Origin of the sequence: Pseudomonas sp. FG-3G (genome assembly GCF_901007645.1) — a bacterium.
GTDB classification, from domain to species: Bacteria; Pseudomonadota; Gammaproteobacteria; order Pseudomonadales; family Pseudomonadaceae; genus Aquipseudomonas; species Aquipseudomonas rhizophila.
Genome location: NZ_CAAKGZ010000018.1, coordinates 22,692 through 37,242 on the forward strand (window position 1 = coordinate 22,692; position 14,551 = coordinate 37,242).

13 protein-coding genes are annotated in these 14,551 nt (G+C 61.2%); 8 read left to right on the plus strand and 5 right to left on the minus strand.

The window, feature by feature from the left end:
- Positions 1-185: 185 nt before the first annotated feature.
- Both treS and glgB read left to right on the plus strand, forming a co-directional pair.
- On the plus strand, positions 186-3,530 hold the full coding sequence (gene treS / locus PSEUDOMOFG3G_RS08495) for a maltose alpha-D-glucosyltransferase (RefSeq protein ID WP_047227774.1): 3,345 nt from the start codon (positions 186-188) through the stop codon (positions 3,528-3,530).
- An 11-nt stretch (positions 3,531-3,541) separates the two neighbouring features.
- Positions 3,542-5,776, plus strand: a complete 2,235-nt coding sequence (glgB, locus tag PSEUDOMOFG3G_RS08500) for a 1,4-alpha-glucan branching protein GlgB (RefSeq protein WP_139049630.1) — start codon at positions 3,542-3,544, stop codon at positions 5,774-5,776.
- 131 nt (positions 5,777-5,907) lie between these two features.
- Here the strand turns inward: glgB and gudD are convergent, their stop codons facing one another.
- Complete coding sequence (gudD, locus tag PSEUDOMOFG3G_RS08505) at positions 5,908-7,251, minus strand: glucarate dehydratase (protein WP_139049631.1); 1,344 nt, start codon at positions 7,249-7,251, stop codon at positions 5,908-5,910.
- 45 nt (positions 7,252-7,296) lie between these two features.
- Between gudD and PSEUDOMOFG3G_RS08510 the strand changes: the two genes are divergently transcribed.
- Both PSEUDOMOFG3G_RS08510 and PSEUDOMOFG3G_RS08515 read left to right on the plus strand, forming a co-directional pair.
- On the plus strand, positions 7,297-7,467 hold the full coding sequence (locus PSEUDOMOFG3G_RS08510; RefSeq protein WP_157952136.1) for a hypothetical protein: 171 nt from the start codon (positions 7,297-7,299) through the stop codon (positions 7,465-7,467).
- 88 nt (positions 7,468-7,555) lie between these two features.
- The gene (locus PSEUDOMOFG3G_RS08515) at positions 7,556-8,269 is read left to right on the plus strand and encodes a FadR/GntR family transcriptional regulator (RefSeq protein ID WP_139049632.1); all 714 of its coding nucleotides are present in this window, start codon (positions 7,556-7,558) and stop codon (positions 8,267-8,269) included.
- A gap of 387 nt (positions 8,270-8,656) precedes the next feature.
- On the opposite strand, the gene PSEUDOMOFG3G_RS08520 is transcribed toward PSEUDOMOFG3G_RS08515, so the two are convergent.
- Genes PSEUDOMOFG3G_RS08520 through PSEUDOMOFG3G_RS08530 form a run of 3 tightly spaced genes read right to left on the minus strand, consistent with a single transcriptional unit; the run spans position 8,657 to position 11,249 of the window.
- The gene (locus PSEUDOMOFG3G_RS08520) at positions 8,657-9,838 is read right to left on the minus strand and encodes an acetyl-CoA C-acetyltransferase (RefSeq protein ID WP_139049633.1); all 1,182 of its coding nucleotides are present in this window, start codon (positions 9,836-9,838) and stop codon (positions 8,657-8,659) included.
- Between the two features lie 11 nt (positions 9,839-9,849).
- Complete coding sequence (locus PSEUDOMOFG3G_RS08525) at positions 9,850-10,515, minus strand: CoA transferase subunit B (protein WP_003180355.1); 666 nt, start codon at positions 10,513-10,515, stop codon at positions 9,850-9,852.
- Positions 10,516-10,550: 35 nt separating this feature from the next.
- On the minus strand, positions 10,551-11,249 hold the full coding sequence (locus PSEUDOMOFG3G_RS08530) for a CoA transferase subunit A (RefSeq protein ID WP_047227779.1): 699 nt from the start codon (positions 11,247-11,249) through the stop codon (positions 10,551-10,553).
- A gap of 167 nt (positions 11,250-11,416) precedes the next feature.
- Here PSEUDOMOFG3G_RS08530 and PSEUDOMOFG3G_RS08535 point away from each other — a divergent pair, with 167 nt between their 5' ends.
- Positions 11,417-12,319 carry a LysR family transcriptional regulator gene (locus tag PSEUDOMOFG3G_RS08535; protein WP_139049634.1) on the plus strand — a complete coding sequence of 301 codons (903 nt, stop codon included), beginning with the start codon at positions 11,417-11,419 and terminating at the stop codon, positions 12,317-12,319.
- 120 nt (positions 12,320-12,439) lie between these two features.
- Here PSEUDOMOFG3G_RS08535 and PSEUDOMOFG3G_RS08540 read toward each other — a convergent pair whose 3' ends face one another.
- Positions 12,440-13,279, minus strand: coding sequence for an NAD-dependent protein deacetylase (locus PSEUDOMOFG3G_RS08540; RefSeq protein ID WP_139049635.1), 840 nt, complete (start codon positions 13,277-13,279; stop codon positions 12,440-12,442).
- A gap of 192 nt (positions 13,280-13,471) precedes the next feature.
- Between PSEUDOMOFG3G_RS08540 and PSEUDOMOFG3G_RS08545 the strand changes: the two genes are divergently transcribed.
- The 3 genes from PSEUDOMOFG3G_RS08545 to PSEUDOMOFG3G_RS08555 all read left to right on the plus strand — a co-directional run bounded on the left by PSEUDOMOFG3G_RS08545 (position 13,472) and on the right by PSEUDOMOFG3G_RS08555 (position 14,542).
- Positions 13,472-13,981 (plus strand): ferritin-like domain-containing protein, encoded by a 510-nt coding sequence (locus PSEUDOMOFG3G_RS08545; protein WP_139049636.1) that lies wholly within the window; start codon positions 13,472-13,474, stop codon positions 13,979-13,981.
- A gap of 61 nt (positions 13,982-14,042) precedes the next feature.
- The gene (locus tag PSEUDOMOFG3G_RS08550) at positions 14,043-14,306 is read left to right on the plus strand and encodes a hypothetical protein (RefSeq protein WP_047227782.1); all 264 of its coding nucleotides are present in this window, start codon (positions 14,043-14,045) and stop codon (positions 14,304-14,306) included.
- A gap of 41 nt (positions 14,307-14,347) precedes the next feature.
- A complete protein-coding gene (locus tag PSEUDOMOFG3G_RS08555) occupies positions 14,348-14,542 on the plus strand; it encodes a metallothionein (RefSeq protein ID WP_047227783.1) in 195 nt (64 codons plus the stop codon).
- The last annotated feature ends 9 nt before the right edge of the window (positions 14,543-14,551 follow it).

A 14,551-nucleotide genomic window follows, 5' to 3' on the forward strand; every position in this document is an offset into this window, starting at 1 on the left:
GTGGGAGCAAGGCTTGCCCGCGATGAAGTTGACGCGCTCTTCAGGGGAATCGAGGCGCCTGCATCGCGAGCAAGCTTTGCTCCCACAAAGTGAGGATAAATCCCCTCGCCACAAAAGGCCCCACGACACCAAAAGACCTCACAAGCCTGTTTCAGCGGCTTTACAGAATTTCTCAGGAGTTGCAAATGGCGAAGAAACCCCGGTCTGCCACCTTTATCAAAGACCCGCTCTGGTACAAGGACGCGGTGATTTATCAGGTCCACGTCAAATCCTATTTCGATTCCAATAACGACGGGATCGGTGACTTTCCCGGATTGATCGAAAAGCTCGACTACATCGCCGATCTGGGCGTCAACACGATCTGGCTTCTGCCGTTCTATCCTTCGCCCAGGCGCGATGATGGCTACGACATCGCCGAGTACCGAGGTGTCAGCCCCGACTACGGCACCATGGCCGATGCGCGGCGTTTCATCGCCGAAGCCCACAAGCGTAATCTGCGGGTGATCACCGAGCTGGTCATCAACCACACCTCCGACCAGCATCCATGGTTCCAGCGCGCGCGCAAAGCCAAGCCGGGTTCGAAGGCGCGGGATTTCTACGTCTGGTCCGACGACGACCACAAGTACGATGGCACGCGGATCATTTTCCTCGACACCGAGAAATCCAACTGGACTTGGGATCCGGTAGCCGGCCAATACTTCTGGCACCGTTTCTATTCCCACCAGCCGGACCTCAACTTCGATAACCCCCAAGTGATCAAAGCCGTACTGTCGGTGATGCGCTACTGGCTGGACATGGGCATCGACGGCCTGCGCCTGGACGCGATCCCGTACCTGATCGAGCGCGACGGCACCAACAACGAGAACCTGCCCGAGACCCACGACGTCCTCAAGCAGATCCGTGCCGAGATCGATGCCAATTACCCCGACCGTATGCTGTTGGCCGAGGCCAACCAGTGGCCGGAAGACACCCAGCTGTATTTCGGCGATGTCGACGCCCAGGGTTTGAACGGTGACGAATGCCACATGGCATTCCACTTCCCGCTGATGCCACGCATGTACATGGCGCTGGCCCAGGAAGACCGCTTCCCCATCACCGACATTCTCCGCCAGACCCCGGAAATTCCGGCCAATTGCCAGTGGGCGATTTTCCTGCGCAACCACGATGAGTTGACCCTGGAGATGGTCACCGACAAGGAGCGCGACTACCTGTGGAATTACTACGCGGCCGACCGTCGGGCGCGGATCAACCTGGGGATTCGTCGACGTCTGGCGCCGCTGATGGAGCGCGACCGCCGCCGTGTCGAGTTGCTCAACAGCCTGCTGCTGTCGATGCCCGGCACGCCGACCTTGTACTACGGCGATGAAATCGGCATGGGCGACAACATCTACCTGGGCGACCGCGACGGCGTGCGCACGCCGATGCAGTGGTCGATCGACCGCAACGGCGGTTTCTCCCGCGCCGACCCGGCCAGCCTGGTACTGCCGCCGATCATGGACCCGCAATACGGTTACCAGTCGGTCAACGTCGAGACCCAGGCCGGCGATCCTCATTCATTGCTGAACTGGACCCGGCGGATGCTGGCGGTGCGCAAGCAGTCCAAGGCCTTTGGTCGTGGCACGCTGAAGATGCTCTCGCCAAGCAACCGCCGGATCCTGGCTTATACCCGCGAATACACCGGCCCCGATGGCAAGCACGAAATCATCCTGTGCGTGGCCAACGTGTCTCGTAGCGCCCAGGCCGCCGAACTGGACCTGTCGGCCTATGCCGGGATGGTCCCGGTGGAAATGCTGGGGGGCAATGCCTTCCCGCCCATCGGCCAACTGAATTTCCTGCTGACCCTGCCGCCGTATGGGTTCTACTGGTTTGCCCTGGCAACAGAAAACCAGATGCCGAGCTGGCATGTGGAGCCGGCCCAGAGCTTGCCGGACTTCACCACCCTGGTGCTGAAGAAACGCCTGGAAGAACTGCTTGAAGCACCGTCGCGCACCACGCTGGAGCAAACCATCCTGCCGAGCTGGCTGCAGAACCGTCGCTGGTTTGCCGGCAAAGACAGCGCGATCGAGAAGGTCAATATTGTCTATGGCGTGCGTTTCGGCGATCCGCAGCACCCGGTGCTGCTCAGCGAAATCGACGTCACCAGCGCTGGCCAGACACTGCGTTACCAACTGCCCTTCGGTCTGCTGGCCGAAGACCAGGTGGGCGCGGCGTTGCCGCAGCAATTGGCGCTGTCTCGGGTTCGCCGGGTCCGTCAGGTCGGTTTGATCACCGATGCGTTCAGCCTGGAAAGTTTCGTGCGGGCGGTTCTGCAAAGCATGCAGGCCAATACGGTGCTGCCTTGCAGCGAAGGCGAGCTGCGGTTTGAACCCACCGAAGGCCTGGCCCCATTGAACCTGGGAGACGAGCCGGAGGTGCGTTACCTGTCCGCCGAGCAGTCCAACAGTTCGGTGGTGGTGGGCGGCAGTCTGGTGCTCAAACTGATCCGCAAAGTGGCGTCGGGCGTACACCCGGAGCTGGAAATGAGTGCCTACCTGACAGCCGCAGGTTTCAGCAATATTTCGCCGCTGCTCGGTTCGGTGATTCGCCGTGACACTGAGGGCGAAGATGCGCTGCTGATGATTGCCCAAGGCTACCTGAGCAATCAGGGCGACGCCTGGGAATGGACCCAGAACAACCTCGAACGCGCGCTGCGTGATGAGCTGGCCGATGCCGTGTCCGAGCAGGAACAGCACTACAACGCCTTGGGCGAACTCAAGGACTTCGCCGGCATGCTCGGCCAGCGCCTGGGGGAAATGCACGAGGTACTGGCTCAGGCCACGGATGACCCGGACTTCGCGCCCCAGGCCACCAACGCCAAGGAGGCCCAGGCCATCGGCAAGGATGTGGCCGCGCAGGTAGAAAACGCCTTGCGCCTGCTCAAGCAGAACCAGGGCCAATTGAACCCGGCGGACCAGGCCTTGGTCGCCCGCTTGCTGGAACACAAGAAGACCGTTCTGGCGCACATCCAGGAACTGGCCGGCAAGGCTGTCGGTGGCTTGCGCATCCGCGTCCACGGCGACCTGCACCTGGGGCAGGTACTGGTGATCAAGGGCGACGCCTACCTGATCGACTTCGAGGGCGAGCCGGCACGACCCCTGCATGAGCGCCGCGGCAAGCACAGCCCGTACAAGGACGTCAGCGGCGTGCTGCGCTCCTTCGATTACGCAGCCGCCATGGCGATCCACCTGAACACCGTCGACAGCACCGCCGACGCCGACGCGGCGCGGCAACGGGTGGCTGATCGTTATTTGAAAGAGGCCCGTCAGGCATTTGTTGAGGCATATCGGCTGGCGGCAGCTAGTCTTGCCCATGAGTGGAAGGATGCTGAAGGCGAAGACGCCGCACTGGCGTTGTTCGGCCTGGAGAAGGCGGCCTATGAAGTGGCCTATGAAGCCGAGAATCGCCCCGCCTGGCTGCCCGTGCCATTGCACGGTCTGTACGGGTTATTGAGCGGGCTGAAACCCTTTTCCGACTTAGCCGGACCGATTTAGTGGAGAGAATCATGAGTGTCTCGAACAAAGAACCACAGGGGCAGGCCAAAGAGTCGTTGCTGCCGTCCCCCCATGACATCGACGCGCTGGTGCGCGCAGAACATCAGGACCCGTTTTCAATCCTTGGCCCTCACGGCGATGGTGCCGGCGGACAGTTCATCCGGGCGTATCTGCCCGGTGCCTTGAGCGTGCAAGTGCTCGCTCGCGATGGCGGCGACGTTCTGGGTGATTTGCAGCTCAGCGAAACCCCGGGGCTGTTTGTCGGCCATTTCGACCGCGCCCAACCCTACCTGTTGCGCACCCGCTGGGCCGGCGGTGAGCAGGTGGCCGAAGACCCCTACAGCTTCGGGCCACTGCTGGGGGAAATGGACCTTTATCTGTTTGCCGAAGGCAATCATCGCGACCTCAGTTCCTGTCTGGGGGCGCAGTTGACCACTGTCGATGGCGTCGACGGCGTGCGCTTTGCTGTATGGGCACCGAATGCGCGGCGAGTCTCGGTGGTGGGCGATTTCAACGTCTGGGACGGGCGCCGGCATCCAATGCGCATCCGTTATCCGTCCGGGGTGTGGGAGTTGTTCATCCCGCGGCTTGGCGCGGGCGAGGGTTACAAATATGAAATCCTCGGCGCCCACGGCATTTTGCCGCTCAAGGCTGACCCGGTGGCACTGGCCACTCAAATGCCGCCGGATACCGCTTCCAAGGTCGCCGCGCCGCTGAAAATCGAGTGGCAGGATGGGCAATGGATGCAAGATCGTCGCGAGCGGCAGTTGCCTGGCGCACCGCTGTCGATCTACGAGTTGCACGCCGGCTCCTGGCAGTGCGAAATCGACGAGGCGGGAGAAGTTGCCCGGCAATACACCTGGCACGAAATGGCCGAACGGCTGATTCCGTACGTCAAGGACCTGGGGTTCACCCACATCGAGCTGATGCCGATCATGGAGCATCCTTTCGGGGGTTCCTGGGGTTACCAGCCGCTTTCACAGTTTGCCCCGACGGCGCGTTTCGGCTCGCCGGACGATTTCGCGGCGTTCGTCAATGCCTGTCACCAGGCCGACATCGGCGTGATTCTCGATTGGGTGCCGGCGCATTTCCCCACCGATACCCACGGTCTGGCCCAGTTCGACGGCACCGCGCTGTACGAATACGGCAACCCGCTGGAAGGCTTTCACCAGGATTGGGACACCCTGATCTACAACCTGGGACGCACCGAAGTCCATGGTTTCATGCTCGCTTCGGCGCTGCATTGGCTGAAGCACTTCCACATCGACGGCCTGCGTGTGGATGCCGTCGCCTCGATGTTGTATCGCGACTATTCACGCAAGGCCGGCGAATGGGTGCCCAATCGCCACGGTGGACGGGAGAACCTGGAAGCCATCGACTTCCTGCGGCACCTCAATGACGTGGTGGCGCTGGAAACCCCCGGTGCGTTGGTTATCGCCGAAGAGTCCACCGCCTGGCCCGGCGTCAGTCAGAGCACGCAACAGGGCGGCCTGGGTTTCGCCTATAAGTGGAACATGGGCTGGATGCACGATTCGCTGCATTACATCCAGCAGGACCCGGTGTACCGCGCCCACCATCACAACGAACTGAGTTTCGGCCTGATGTACGCGTGGTCCGAGCGCTTTGTCCTGCCGATTTCCCATGACGAAGTGGTGCATGGCAAACGCTCGCTGATCGACAAGATGCCGGGAGATCGCTGGCAGAAATTCGCCAACTTGCGGGCCTATCTGAGTTTCATGTGGGGCCATCCCGGCAAGAAGCTTCTGTTCATGGGCTGCGAGTTCGGCCAATGGCGCGAGTGGAACCACGACCAGCAGCTGGACTGGTACCTGTTGCAATACCCGGAGCACCGTGGGGTGCAGAAGCTGGTGAGCGACCTGAACCGTCTCTATCGCGAAGAGCCGGCGCTGCACGATCAGGACGACGCGCCTCAGGGGTTCCAGTGGCTGATTGGTGATGATGCGGTGAACAGCGTCTACGCCTGGTTGCGCTGGAGCAAGGAAGGCCGACCGGTGTTGGTGGTTGCCAACTTCACGCCTGTGCCGCGCGCGGCATACCGCATCGGCGTGCCGTTTGCCGGGCGCTGGGTGGAATTGCTCAACAGTGACGCCGACACCTATGCCGGTTCCAACTACGGCAACAGCGGCGGTGCCTTCACCGAAGAAGTGCCCAGCCATGGCCAGGCGCTGTCGCTGGAACTCAACTTGCCGCCATTGGCGGTGTTGATTCTGCGGCCGGAGGGTTAGGAGCAGGTCCTATCATGCCCTAACCCTGTGGGAGCGAGCCTGCTCGCGATGCGGTTGCGATGTTGGATGTGCCGCCTTCATCGCGAGCAGGCTCGCTCCCACCTGGATAGGTGCTCGGCCAGAAGGTTCGTTCAGCGCACCAGGCACGGCTGCTTGTTGTTGAACGTCCAGCCCGGAATCAGATACTGCATTGCGACCGCATCATTACGTGCGCCAAGCCCCATCCCTTTGTACAGTTCATGAGCCTTGGCCAATTGGTCGGTGTCCAGCTCGATCCCCAGTCCCGGTTTTTTTGGCACCTGTACGCAGCCACCCTGGATCTGCAACGGAGCCTTGGTCAGCCGCTGCCCATCCTGCCAGATCCAGTGCGTGTCGATCGCCGTGATGTCACCCGGTGCGGCCGCCGCTACATGGGTGAACATCGCCAGGGAAATGTCGAAGTGGTTGTTGGAGTGCGAGCCCCAGGTCAGACCCCATTCGTTGCACATCTGCGCCACTCGAACGGAACCTTGCATGGTCCAGAAGTGTGGGTCGGCCAGGGGAATGTCCACCGACTGCAAGGTGATGGCATGGCCCATTTCGCGCCAATCGGTGGCGATCATGTTAGTGGCGGTTTTAAGACCGGTGGCGCGGCGGAACTCGGCCATCACCTCACGGCCCGAATAACCGTTCTCGGCACCGCAAGGATCTTCGGCGTATGCCAGGACCTTGTGCTGGTCCCGGCAGAGGCGGATGGCCTCCTTGAGTGACCAGGCGCCGTTCGGGTCCAGGGTGATACGTGCCTGAGGGAAGCGTTCGGCCAGGGCGGTGACGGCTTCGATTTCTTCGTCGCCCTTGAGCACGCCGCCCTTGAGCTTGAAGTCCTGGAAGCCGTAACGCGAATGAGCGGCTTCGGCCAGGCGCACCACGGCGTCGGCGTCCAGGGCTTTTTCGTGGCGTACGCGGAACCAGTCGTTGTCGGCGTCCGGCTCGCTGCGGTAGGGCAGGTCAGTTTGCTGGCGATCACCCACATAAAACAGATAACCGAGCATTTTCACTTCATCACGCTGCTGGCCTTCGCCGAGCAGGGCGGCTACCGGTACATCCAGGTGCTGGCCCAGCAGGTCCAGCAACGCCGCTTCCAGGCCGGTGACCGCGTGAATGGTGATGCGCAGGTCGAACGTCTGCAAGCCACGACCACCGGCATCCCGGTCGGCGAAGGCTTGGCGTACGGTGTTGAGAATCTTCTGATAGGTGCCGATGGGGCTGCCGACCACCAGCGAGCGGGCGTCTTCGAGGGTCTGGCGAATGCGCTCGCCGCCGGGCACTTCGCCCACGCCGGTGTGGCCGGCGTTGTCTTTGAGAATGACGATGTTGCGGGTAAAGAACGGGCCATGGGCGCCACTGAGATTCAGCAGCATGCCGTCATGACCGGCCACCGGCACGACCTGCATGCTGGTGATGATGGGGGCTTTGGTGGCTTCTTGGGTCTGCATGTTTTTCCCACTCGTTGTTTTTATGCGGGGCATCGCAGGAGGGCGATGTTGATAGACATCATACAACTTGATTTTTTTATCTTACAAGGGAGGCTGGTCGGTTTTTTTGGATGGTTTGCCTTAAAAAACTCGGAAATACCTTTATTTGCTGGATTTTTTAGCAAGGAAAAGAAACATGGGGAAGATCAGTTTAGCGCTGGCGGAACCGTTCGATGACTGAGATGATTGCACTTGTCATACAAGCTAAGGGCCGTGGAGTTTTTACCTCACGGCCCGCCTGCTCCGTTTCGAGGACCCACGGCCCATGCACCCAGACATCGAGGCAACGCCGCGCAAACGCACCCACAACCTGGCCCATGACCTGGTGGCGAAGCTAAGCCAGAGCATTTTGCTGGGGCAGTTGAAACCGGGGGAAAAACTGCCGTCGGAAGGTGCCATTGTGCAGGCCCATGGTGTCAGCCGCACGGTGGTGCGCGAGGCGATATCCAAGCTGCAGGCCTCGGGGCTGGTGGAAACTCGCCACGGCATCGGCACCTTTGTGCTGGAGCAGACCGGTGAGCCGGGCCTGAGGCTCAATGTCGACACCGCCGCAGGTGTGCGGGGGATCTTGGAACTGCGCCTGGGCCTGGAAACCCAGGCAGCGGCCCTGGCGGCCTTACGGCGCAATGAACGCCAACTGCAGCAGATGCGCCAGGCCCTGGATGATTACCAGCGGTTGCTCAGCAATAACGACAGTTGCGTCGACGCCGACCGGCGCTTTCATTTGCTCATCGCTGAAGCCACGGACAACACCTGTTTTGTCGAAATCATGCAGCACCTGGGCAGTGCGATGATTCCCCGAACCCGGGTGAACGTAGTCGAACGCGGTCAAGCGGACCTAGGGAAACTGGCGCAGTTGGCTAATTTGGAGCACGAGGCCATTTTCAATGCCATCAAACGCCAGGATCCGGACGCCGCCCGCGCCTCCATGTGGCTGCACCTGACCAACAGTCGCGACCGGTTTGGCGCGGGGGCCTGAAGGCTCATCGTCGCCTGACCCACCGCCATCGCGAGCAGGCTCGCTCCCACAGTGGATCGGTGGTGTTCTTCGATTTTGTGCTTAAAACCCAATCCCCCTGTGGGAGCGGGCTTGCTCGCGAATGGGCCGGCACATTCAGCATCGATGCAAGCTGACCCACCGCCATCGCGAGCAGGCTCGCTCCCACAATGGATCGGTGGTGGACGCCAATCTTGCAACCGCCCGAGATCCCTGTGGGAGCGAGCCTGCTCGCGATGAGGCCGGCAGATCATGCTCAAAACCAGCAGGCCAAAAAAAACCGGCGCAACCCAGGTTGCGCCGGTTGTGTTGCCAGTGGATGGGCGGATGTTCGTGGGTCCGCTCAACCACTGTTGAACCCTTTGCCGGTTACGCTCGTTCCAGCGCCAAGGCCACGCCTTGACCACCGCCGATGCACAGCGTGGCGAGGCCTTTCTTGGCATCGCGCTTGATCATTTCATGGAGCAGCGACACCAGCACTCGGCAACCTGAAGCACCGATCGGGTGGCCCAGGGCGATGGCGCCGCCATTGACGTTGACCTTTTCCATGTCCCATTTCAGCTCTCTGGCCACGGCCAGTGACTGGGCGGCGAAGGCTTCGTTGGCTTCGATCAGGTCCAGTTGGTCCAAAGACCAGCCGGCCTTGTCCAGGCAGCGGCGGGTAGCCGACACCGGGCCGATGCCCATGATTGCCGGGTCTACCCCCGCATTGGCATAGGCGCTGATTTTCGCCAGTACCGGCAAGCCCAATGCCTTGGCTTTTTCCGCGCTCATCAGCAGCACGGCGGCGGCGCCATCGTTCAGCGACGAGGCATTGCCGGCGGTAACGCTGCCGTCCTTCTTGAACGCCGGCTTGAGCTTGCCCAGGGATTCAGCGGTGGTGCCGGCCCGGGGTTGTTCGTCGGTGGCGAAGGCCACAGGATCGCTTTTGCGCTGGGGAATCAGGATCGGCGTGATCTCATCGGCAAACCGGCCACCTTCAATCGCCGCCACGGCCTTCTGCTGGGAAGCGGCGGCAAAGGCGTCCTGCTCCTCGCGGCTGATCTCGTACTTGTCCACCAGGTTTTCGGCGGTGATGCCCATGTGGTAATCGTTGAACGCATCCCACAGACCATCGGTAATCATGCTATCGATCATCTGCGCATGGCCCATGCGCAGGCCAGTGCGGGCAGCCGGCAGTACGTACGGAGCCAGGCTCATGTTTTCCATGCCGCCGGCAATGATCACCTCGGCATCGCCACAGCGGATCGCCTGGGCACCCAAGTGCAAGGCCTTGAGCCCCGAGCCGCAGACCTTGTTCAGGGTCAGCGCCGGCACCGCGTGGGGCAGGCCGGCGAGGATCGACGCCTGGCGCGCCGGATTTTGTCCGGAACCTGCGGTCAGCACTTGGCCAAGAATCACTTCATCGACCTGCTCGCCGGACAAACCGGTCTGTTCCAGCAACCGACGAATCACCGCGGCACCGAGTTGCGGTGCGGGAATGGAGGCCAGCGAACCCTGGAAACTGCCAATGGCGGTACGGGTGGCGGCGACAATCACGACTTCTTGCATCGAATCTCTCCTCACTGGGCAGCGAACTGCATTTCAGGCACGTGGTCCGGCACGATCAGTTTGCCGGCAGTCTTGGCGACGATTTCCTCGACGCTGACGCCTGGGGCACGTTCTTTGAGAATGAAGGCGCCGTCCTGGATTTCCAGGTAGGCCAGGTCGGTCAGCACGCGCTTGATGCAACCGGCACCGGTCAGCGGCAGGCTGCACCGGGGCAGCAGTTTCGACTCACCGTCCTTGGACGCGTGAGTCATGGTGACGATGATGTTCTCGGCACCGGCCACCAGGTCCATCGCGCCGCCCATGCCCTTGACCAGCTTGCCAGGGATCATCCACGAGGCAATGTTACCTTCCACGTCTACCTCGAAGGCGCCCAGCACGGTCAGGTCGATGTGCCCGCCACGGATCATGGCAAAGGATTCTGCCGAAGAGAAGATCGAGGCGCCGATACGTGCGGTGACGGTCTGCTTGCCGGCGTTGATCATGTCGGCATCGACCTCCGCTTCGGTAGGGAACGCGCCCATGCCGAGCAGGCCGTTTTCCGACTGCAGCATGACTTCCATGCCTTCGGGGATGTAGTTGGCGACCAGGGTCGGAATGCCGATGCCCAGGTTCACGTAGTAGCCGTCCTGCATTTCGCGGGCGACGCGTTGAGCCATTTGTTCGCGGGAAAGTGCCATGTTGTTATTCCTTCATTCGGGCCGGGGGCAGGGGATCACTTACGCACGGTGCGCTGTTCGATGCGCTTTTCGAACGTGCCGCAAATGATCCGGTCGACGTAGATGCCTGGGGTATGGATCTGCGTCGGGTCCAGCTCGCCCGGTTCGACGATTTCTTCGACTTCAACCACAGTGATCTTGCCGGCCGTGGCCGCCAACGGGTTGAAATTCTGGGCGGTGTGGCGATAGACCACGTTGCCGAAATGGTCGGCTTTCCAGCCTTTGACGATGGCGAAGTCGCCGGTGATGGATTCTTCCATCAGGTACTGACGGCCATGGAATTCACGCACTTCCTTGCCTTCGGCCACTGGCGTGCCGACCCCGGTGGCGGTGAAGAAGGCCGGAATGCCCGCGCCGCCGGCGCGCATTTTTTCGGCGAGGGTGCCTTGCGGGGTGAGCACGACTTCGATTTCGCCGCTCAGCAGCTGCTTTTCGAAAAGAGCGTTTTCGCCGACGTAAGAGGCAACCACCTTGCGGATCTGCCGATCTTCCAGCAATACACCCAGACCGAAACCGTCGACGCCACAGTTATTGGAAACCACGGTGAGGTCGCGGATACCCTTGCGCTTGATCTCGGCGATCAGGTTCTCCGGGATGCCGCAGAGGCCGAAGCCGCCGGCGATCACCGTCATGCCGTCTTGCAAGCCTTCCAGCGCTTCTTCGTAGCTACTCACACGTTTGTCGAAACCTGCCATAGACACCTCTTTTATTCTTGATGGGGTCGCAATGAAACGCAGTGTTGCGCCAAGTCATATATTTGTTAAGTTGATTTTTAGGTTGGATTGATTGATAAAACTCAATAATTGCCGATATCCGTTTGCGGCTTGAAACTGACCGCTTGCCGCCGGGAGCACAGCGACCCATGACCCTCAAGCAAATCCGCGCTTTTCTCGCCGTGGCCCAAAGCCTGAGCTTCGCCGTGGCCTGCGAGCGGCTGCACCTGTCCCAGTCGGCGCTGAGCTTGACCATCAAGGCCTTGGAAGAAGGCTTGGGCGGGCGTCTGTTCAGTCGCAATACCCGTAACGTGGCGCTGACGCCCGAAGGCGAATCGCTGCTGCCCCTGGCCCGGCGCCTGGTTGCCGATTGGGACAACGCCGAGGATGAAATGCGCCAACGCTTCACCTTGCAACGCGGCCGCGTCACATTGGCGGCAATGCCGTCCTTTGCCGGCAACCTGCTGCCACCGATCCTCAAGACCTTCCGCGCCCGCTATCCGAATGTCAACGTCACGGTCAACGATGTGATCAACGAACAGGTGCTGGAAATGGTTCGTGATCGGCACGTTGAACTGGGGGTCGCGTTCGAGCCGATGCAGAGCTCGTCGCTGGCCTTTACCCCGTTGTATCTGGACCGCTTCGTCGCGGTGGTGCCGCTGGACTCGCCACTGGCGCAGCGCAGTGAGATCCAGTGGCAGACGCTGCTGGAGCAGCCATTTATCACGCTGCAAAGGCCCTCCACCGTGCGGGTGATGCTGGAGGAGCATTTGCAAAGCCGAGGCATGAAACTGCCGGTGGAATTCGAGAGCCATCAGTTGGCGACAGTTGGACGGATGGTCGCCAGCGGGTTGGGGGTGAGTGCGGTCCCGGCGCTGTGTGTCGGGCAGATGCATGAGCTGGGCGCCCGCTGCATCACCCTCAGCGATCCAGTGATTGAACGGGCCATCGGTGTGCTGACCAAGCCGGGGCATGAACTGTCGGCGGCGGCGCAGGTGTTGTTCGATACGCTCAGGGATCAGGACATCGGTGCGCAGTTGACCACGCGGTAAACCACGATTCCCTTGTGGGAGCGAGCCTGCTCGCGATAGCGGTGGTTCAGCTAGCCTTTATGCTGGATGTGCCGCCGCAATCGCGAGCAGGCTCGCTCCCACAGGGGGGCTGCGGTGCTGTTAGAACTGGCGTTGAGTCAGCAGCGGCAGCAGTTGCTCACAAGGCTCTTCAAGCTTGAGATCCAGCAACTCATCGGCCCGTGTCTTGCCTCGGTTGATCGCCAGCAGCGGCTTGCCCCGTTCCTTGATCGCCCGGCACAGGCGAAACGCCGACCAAGCCATCAGCGAGGAGCCCACCACCAGCAGGCCGTCCGCCTGTTCGACGGCTTGCATGGCGCGAGCGGCGGTGACGGCGGCGACGTTTTCGCCGAAAAACACCACGTCGGGTTTCAAGCGCTCGCCGTCGCAATGAGGGCAGCGGGGCACCTGGAAGCGCGCCTCGAACGCGGCATCCAGCAGGGTATCGCCGTCCGGCGCCTGAACCGCGTCGACACCGGCCAGGTAAGGATTCTGCGCTTGCATCAATAGCTGGATCTGCTGGCGCTCGCTGTGCTGCTCGCAATCCAGGCACACCACCCGATGCAGGCTTCCGTGAAGTTCGATCACGTCGTGGCTGCCAGCCTGGTCATGCAGGGTGTCGACATTCTGGGTGATCAGGCCGCTGATGCGTTGGTGCGCCTGCAACATCGCCAACGCCTCGTGGGCCACGTTCGGCCGGGCCTGACGGACCCGCGGCCAGCCCAGCATCGCCCGCGCCCAGTAGCGCCGCCGTGCTTCGGGTTTGGCGAGAAACTCCTGGTACATCATGGGTTGCCGACCCCGTCGCACACCCTCGCTGTCCCGGTAGTCGGGAATGCCCGACGGGGTGCTGATGCCGGCACCGGTGAGCACCAGAAAACGGCGCCCGGCCATATGCTCCAGCAATTGATCGATCGGTTGACGGTGAAAGTCGTCGGGCATAGAGGTCGCTCCGCTGGCCTGGAGTCGTTGAGGTTAGCACCGTGGTTCGTCGAGAGGGCGGTCGGAATGCCTTTCGTCGCACTGCGTTGTTGTTTCTTCAAACTTTCCCCGGTTGCGCGACATCCACCTCTTGACGGCACTTCAAAACTGTCGCGCTGCAAGGCAGTGACGACCCTGGCTAAGGAGAAGCAAATGGCTACGCCTAAAGAGAACCTGTTGGATTGGCTCAACGACGCCCATGCCATGGAACAGCAGGCGGAAAAAATGCTCAAGGCCCAGGCCGAGCGCCTGGAACACTATCCGCAGCTCAAGGCCCGGATTGAGGAGCACCTGCAGGAGACCCTCGGGCAACAAAAACTGGTGGAACAATGCATCCAGCGCCTGGGTGGCAGCACTTCAATGCTCAAGGACATGGCCGGCAAACTCATGGCCTTCGGTCAGGCGGTGGGCGGTATGACGATGAGCGATGAAGTGGTGAAAGGGGCCATGAGTGGCTACGTGTTCGAGAACCTTGAAATCGCCTCCTACACGGTACTCATTGAAGCTGCAAAAGTGGCCGGCGATATGGAAACACAGAGGGCTTGCGAACAGATCCTGCCGCAGGAAGTCGCCATGGCCGAGTGGCTGCGCGAGCACCTGCCGCAGATCACCCAAGCGTTTCTGGAGCGTTCGGCCAACCCGCACACCGAAGCCAAACGCTGAGCGTGAAAAAGCGGCCGGCCAGGTGTGTCGGTCGCTTTTAACGCGCCGAGAGAGGAGGCGTATGAAACAGACCACCGGTGAAGTACGGGCCATCAATCGACAGAGAGCAATGGTCGGTGTGTACGTCGAGGAAGAAGACAACCACACAGTCCTTGAGCTCGATTCCGCCAACGACATCGATATTGGCGACGTCATGGAGTGGGACAGCGGCAAGGCCCTGGGCACCCAGTCTTATCGCAACCTGACCAAAGGTTGGACCGCCGAGGTCTATGTGGCGAACCATGGCGTTGCGGCGGCGAACCTTGAGGTTCAATTGCTGGTGTGATCCTGACGACAGCTTTAAAACCGGAACCCAGGAGAACGAAGATGAGCGAGTTAAAGTGCGGTTGCCCCGATTGCCAATGCGATGTGGACCCGCAACAGGTGTTCAATCGCGATGGCGAGGCCTATTGCAGTCAAGCCTGCGCCGACCAACATCCAAACGGTGAACCTTGTCCGGCACCGGATTGCCATTGCGAACGCAGCGGCAAGAATGGCGGGCCAGACATGGATGGCAATTAACGGGATGAA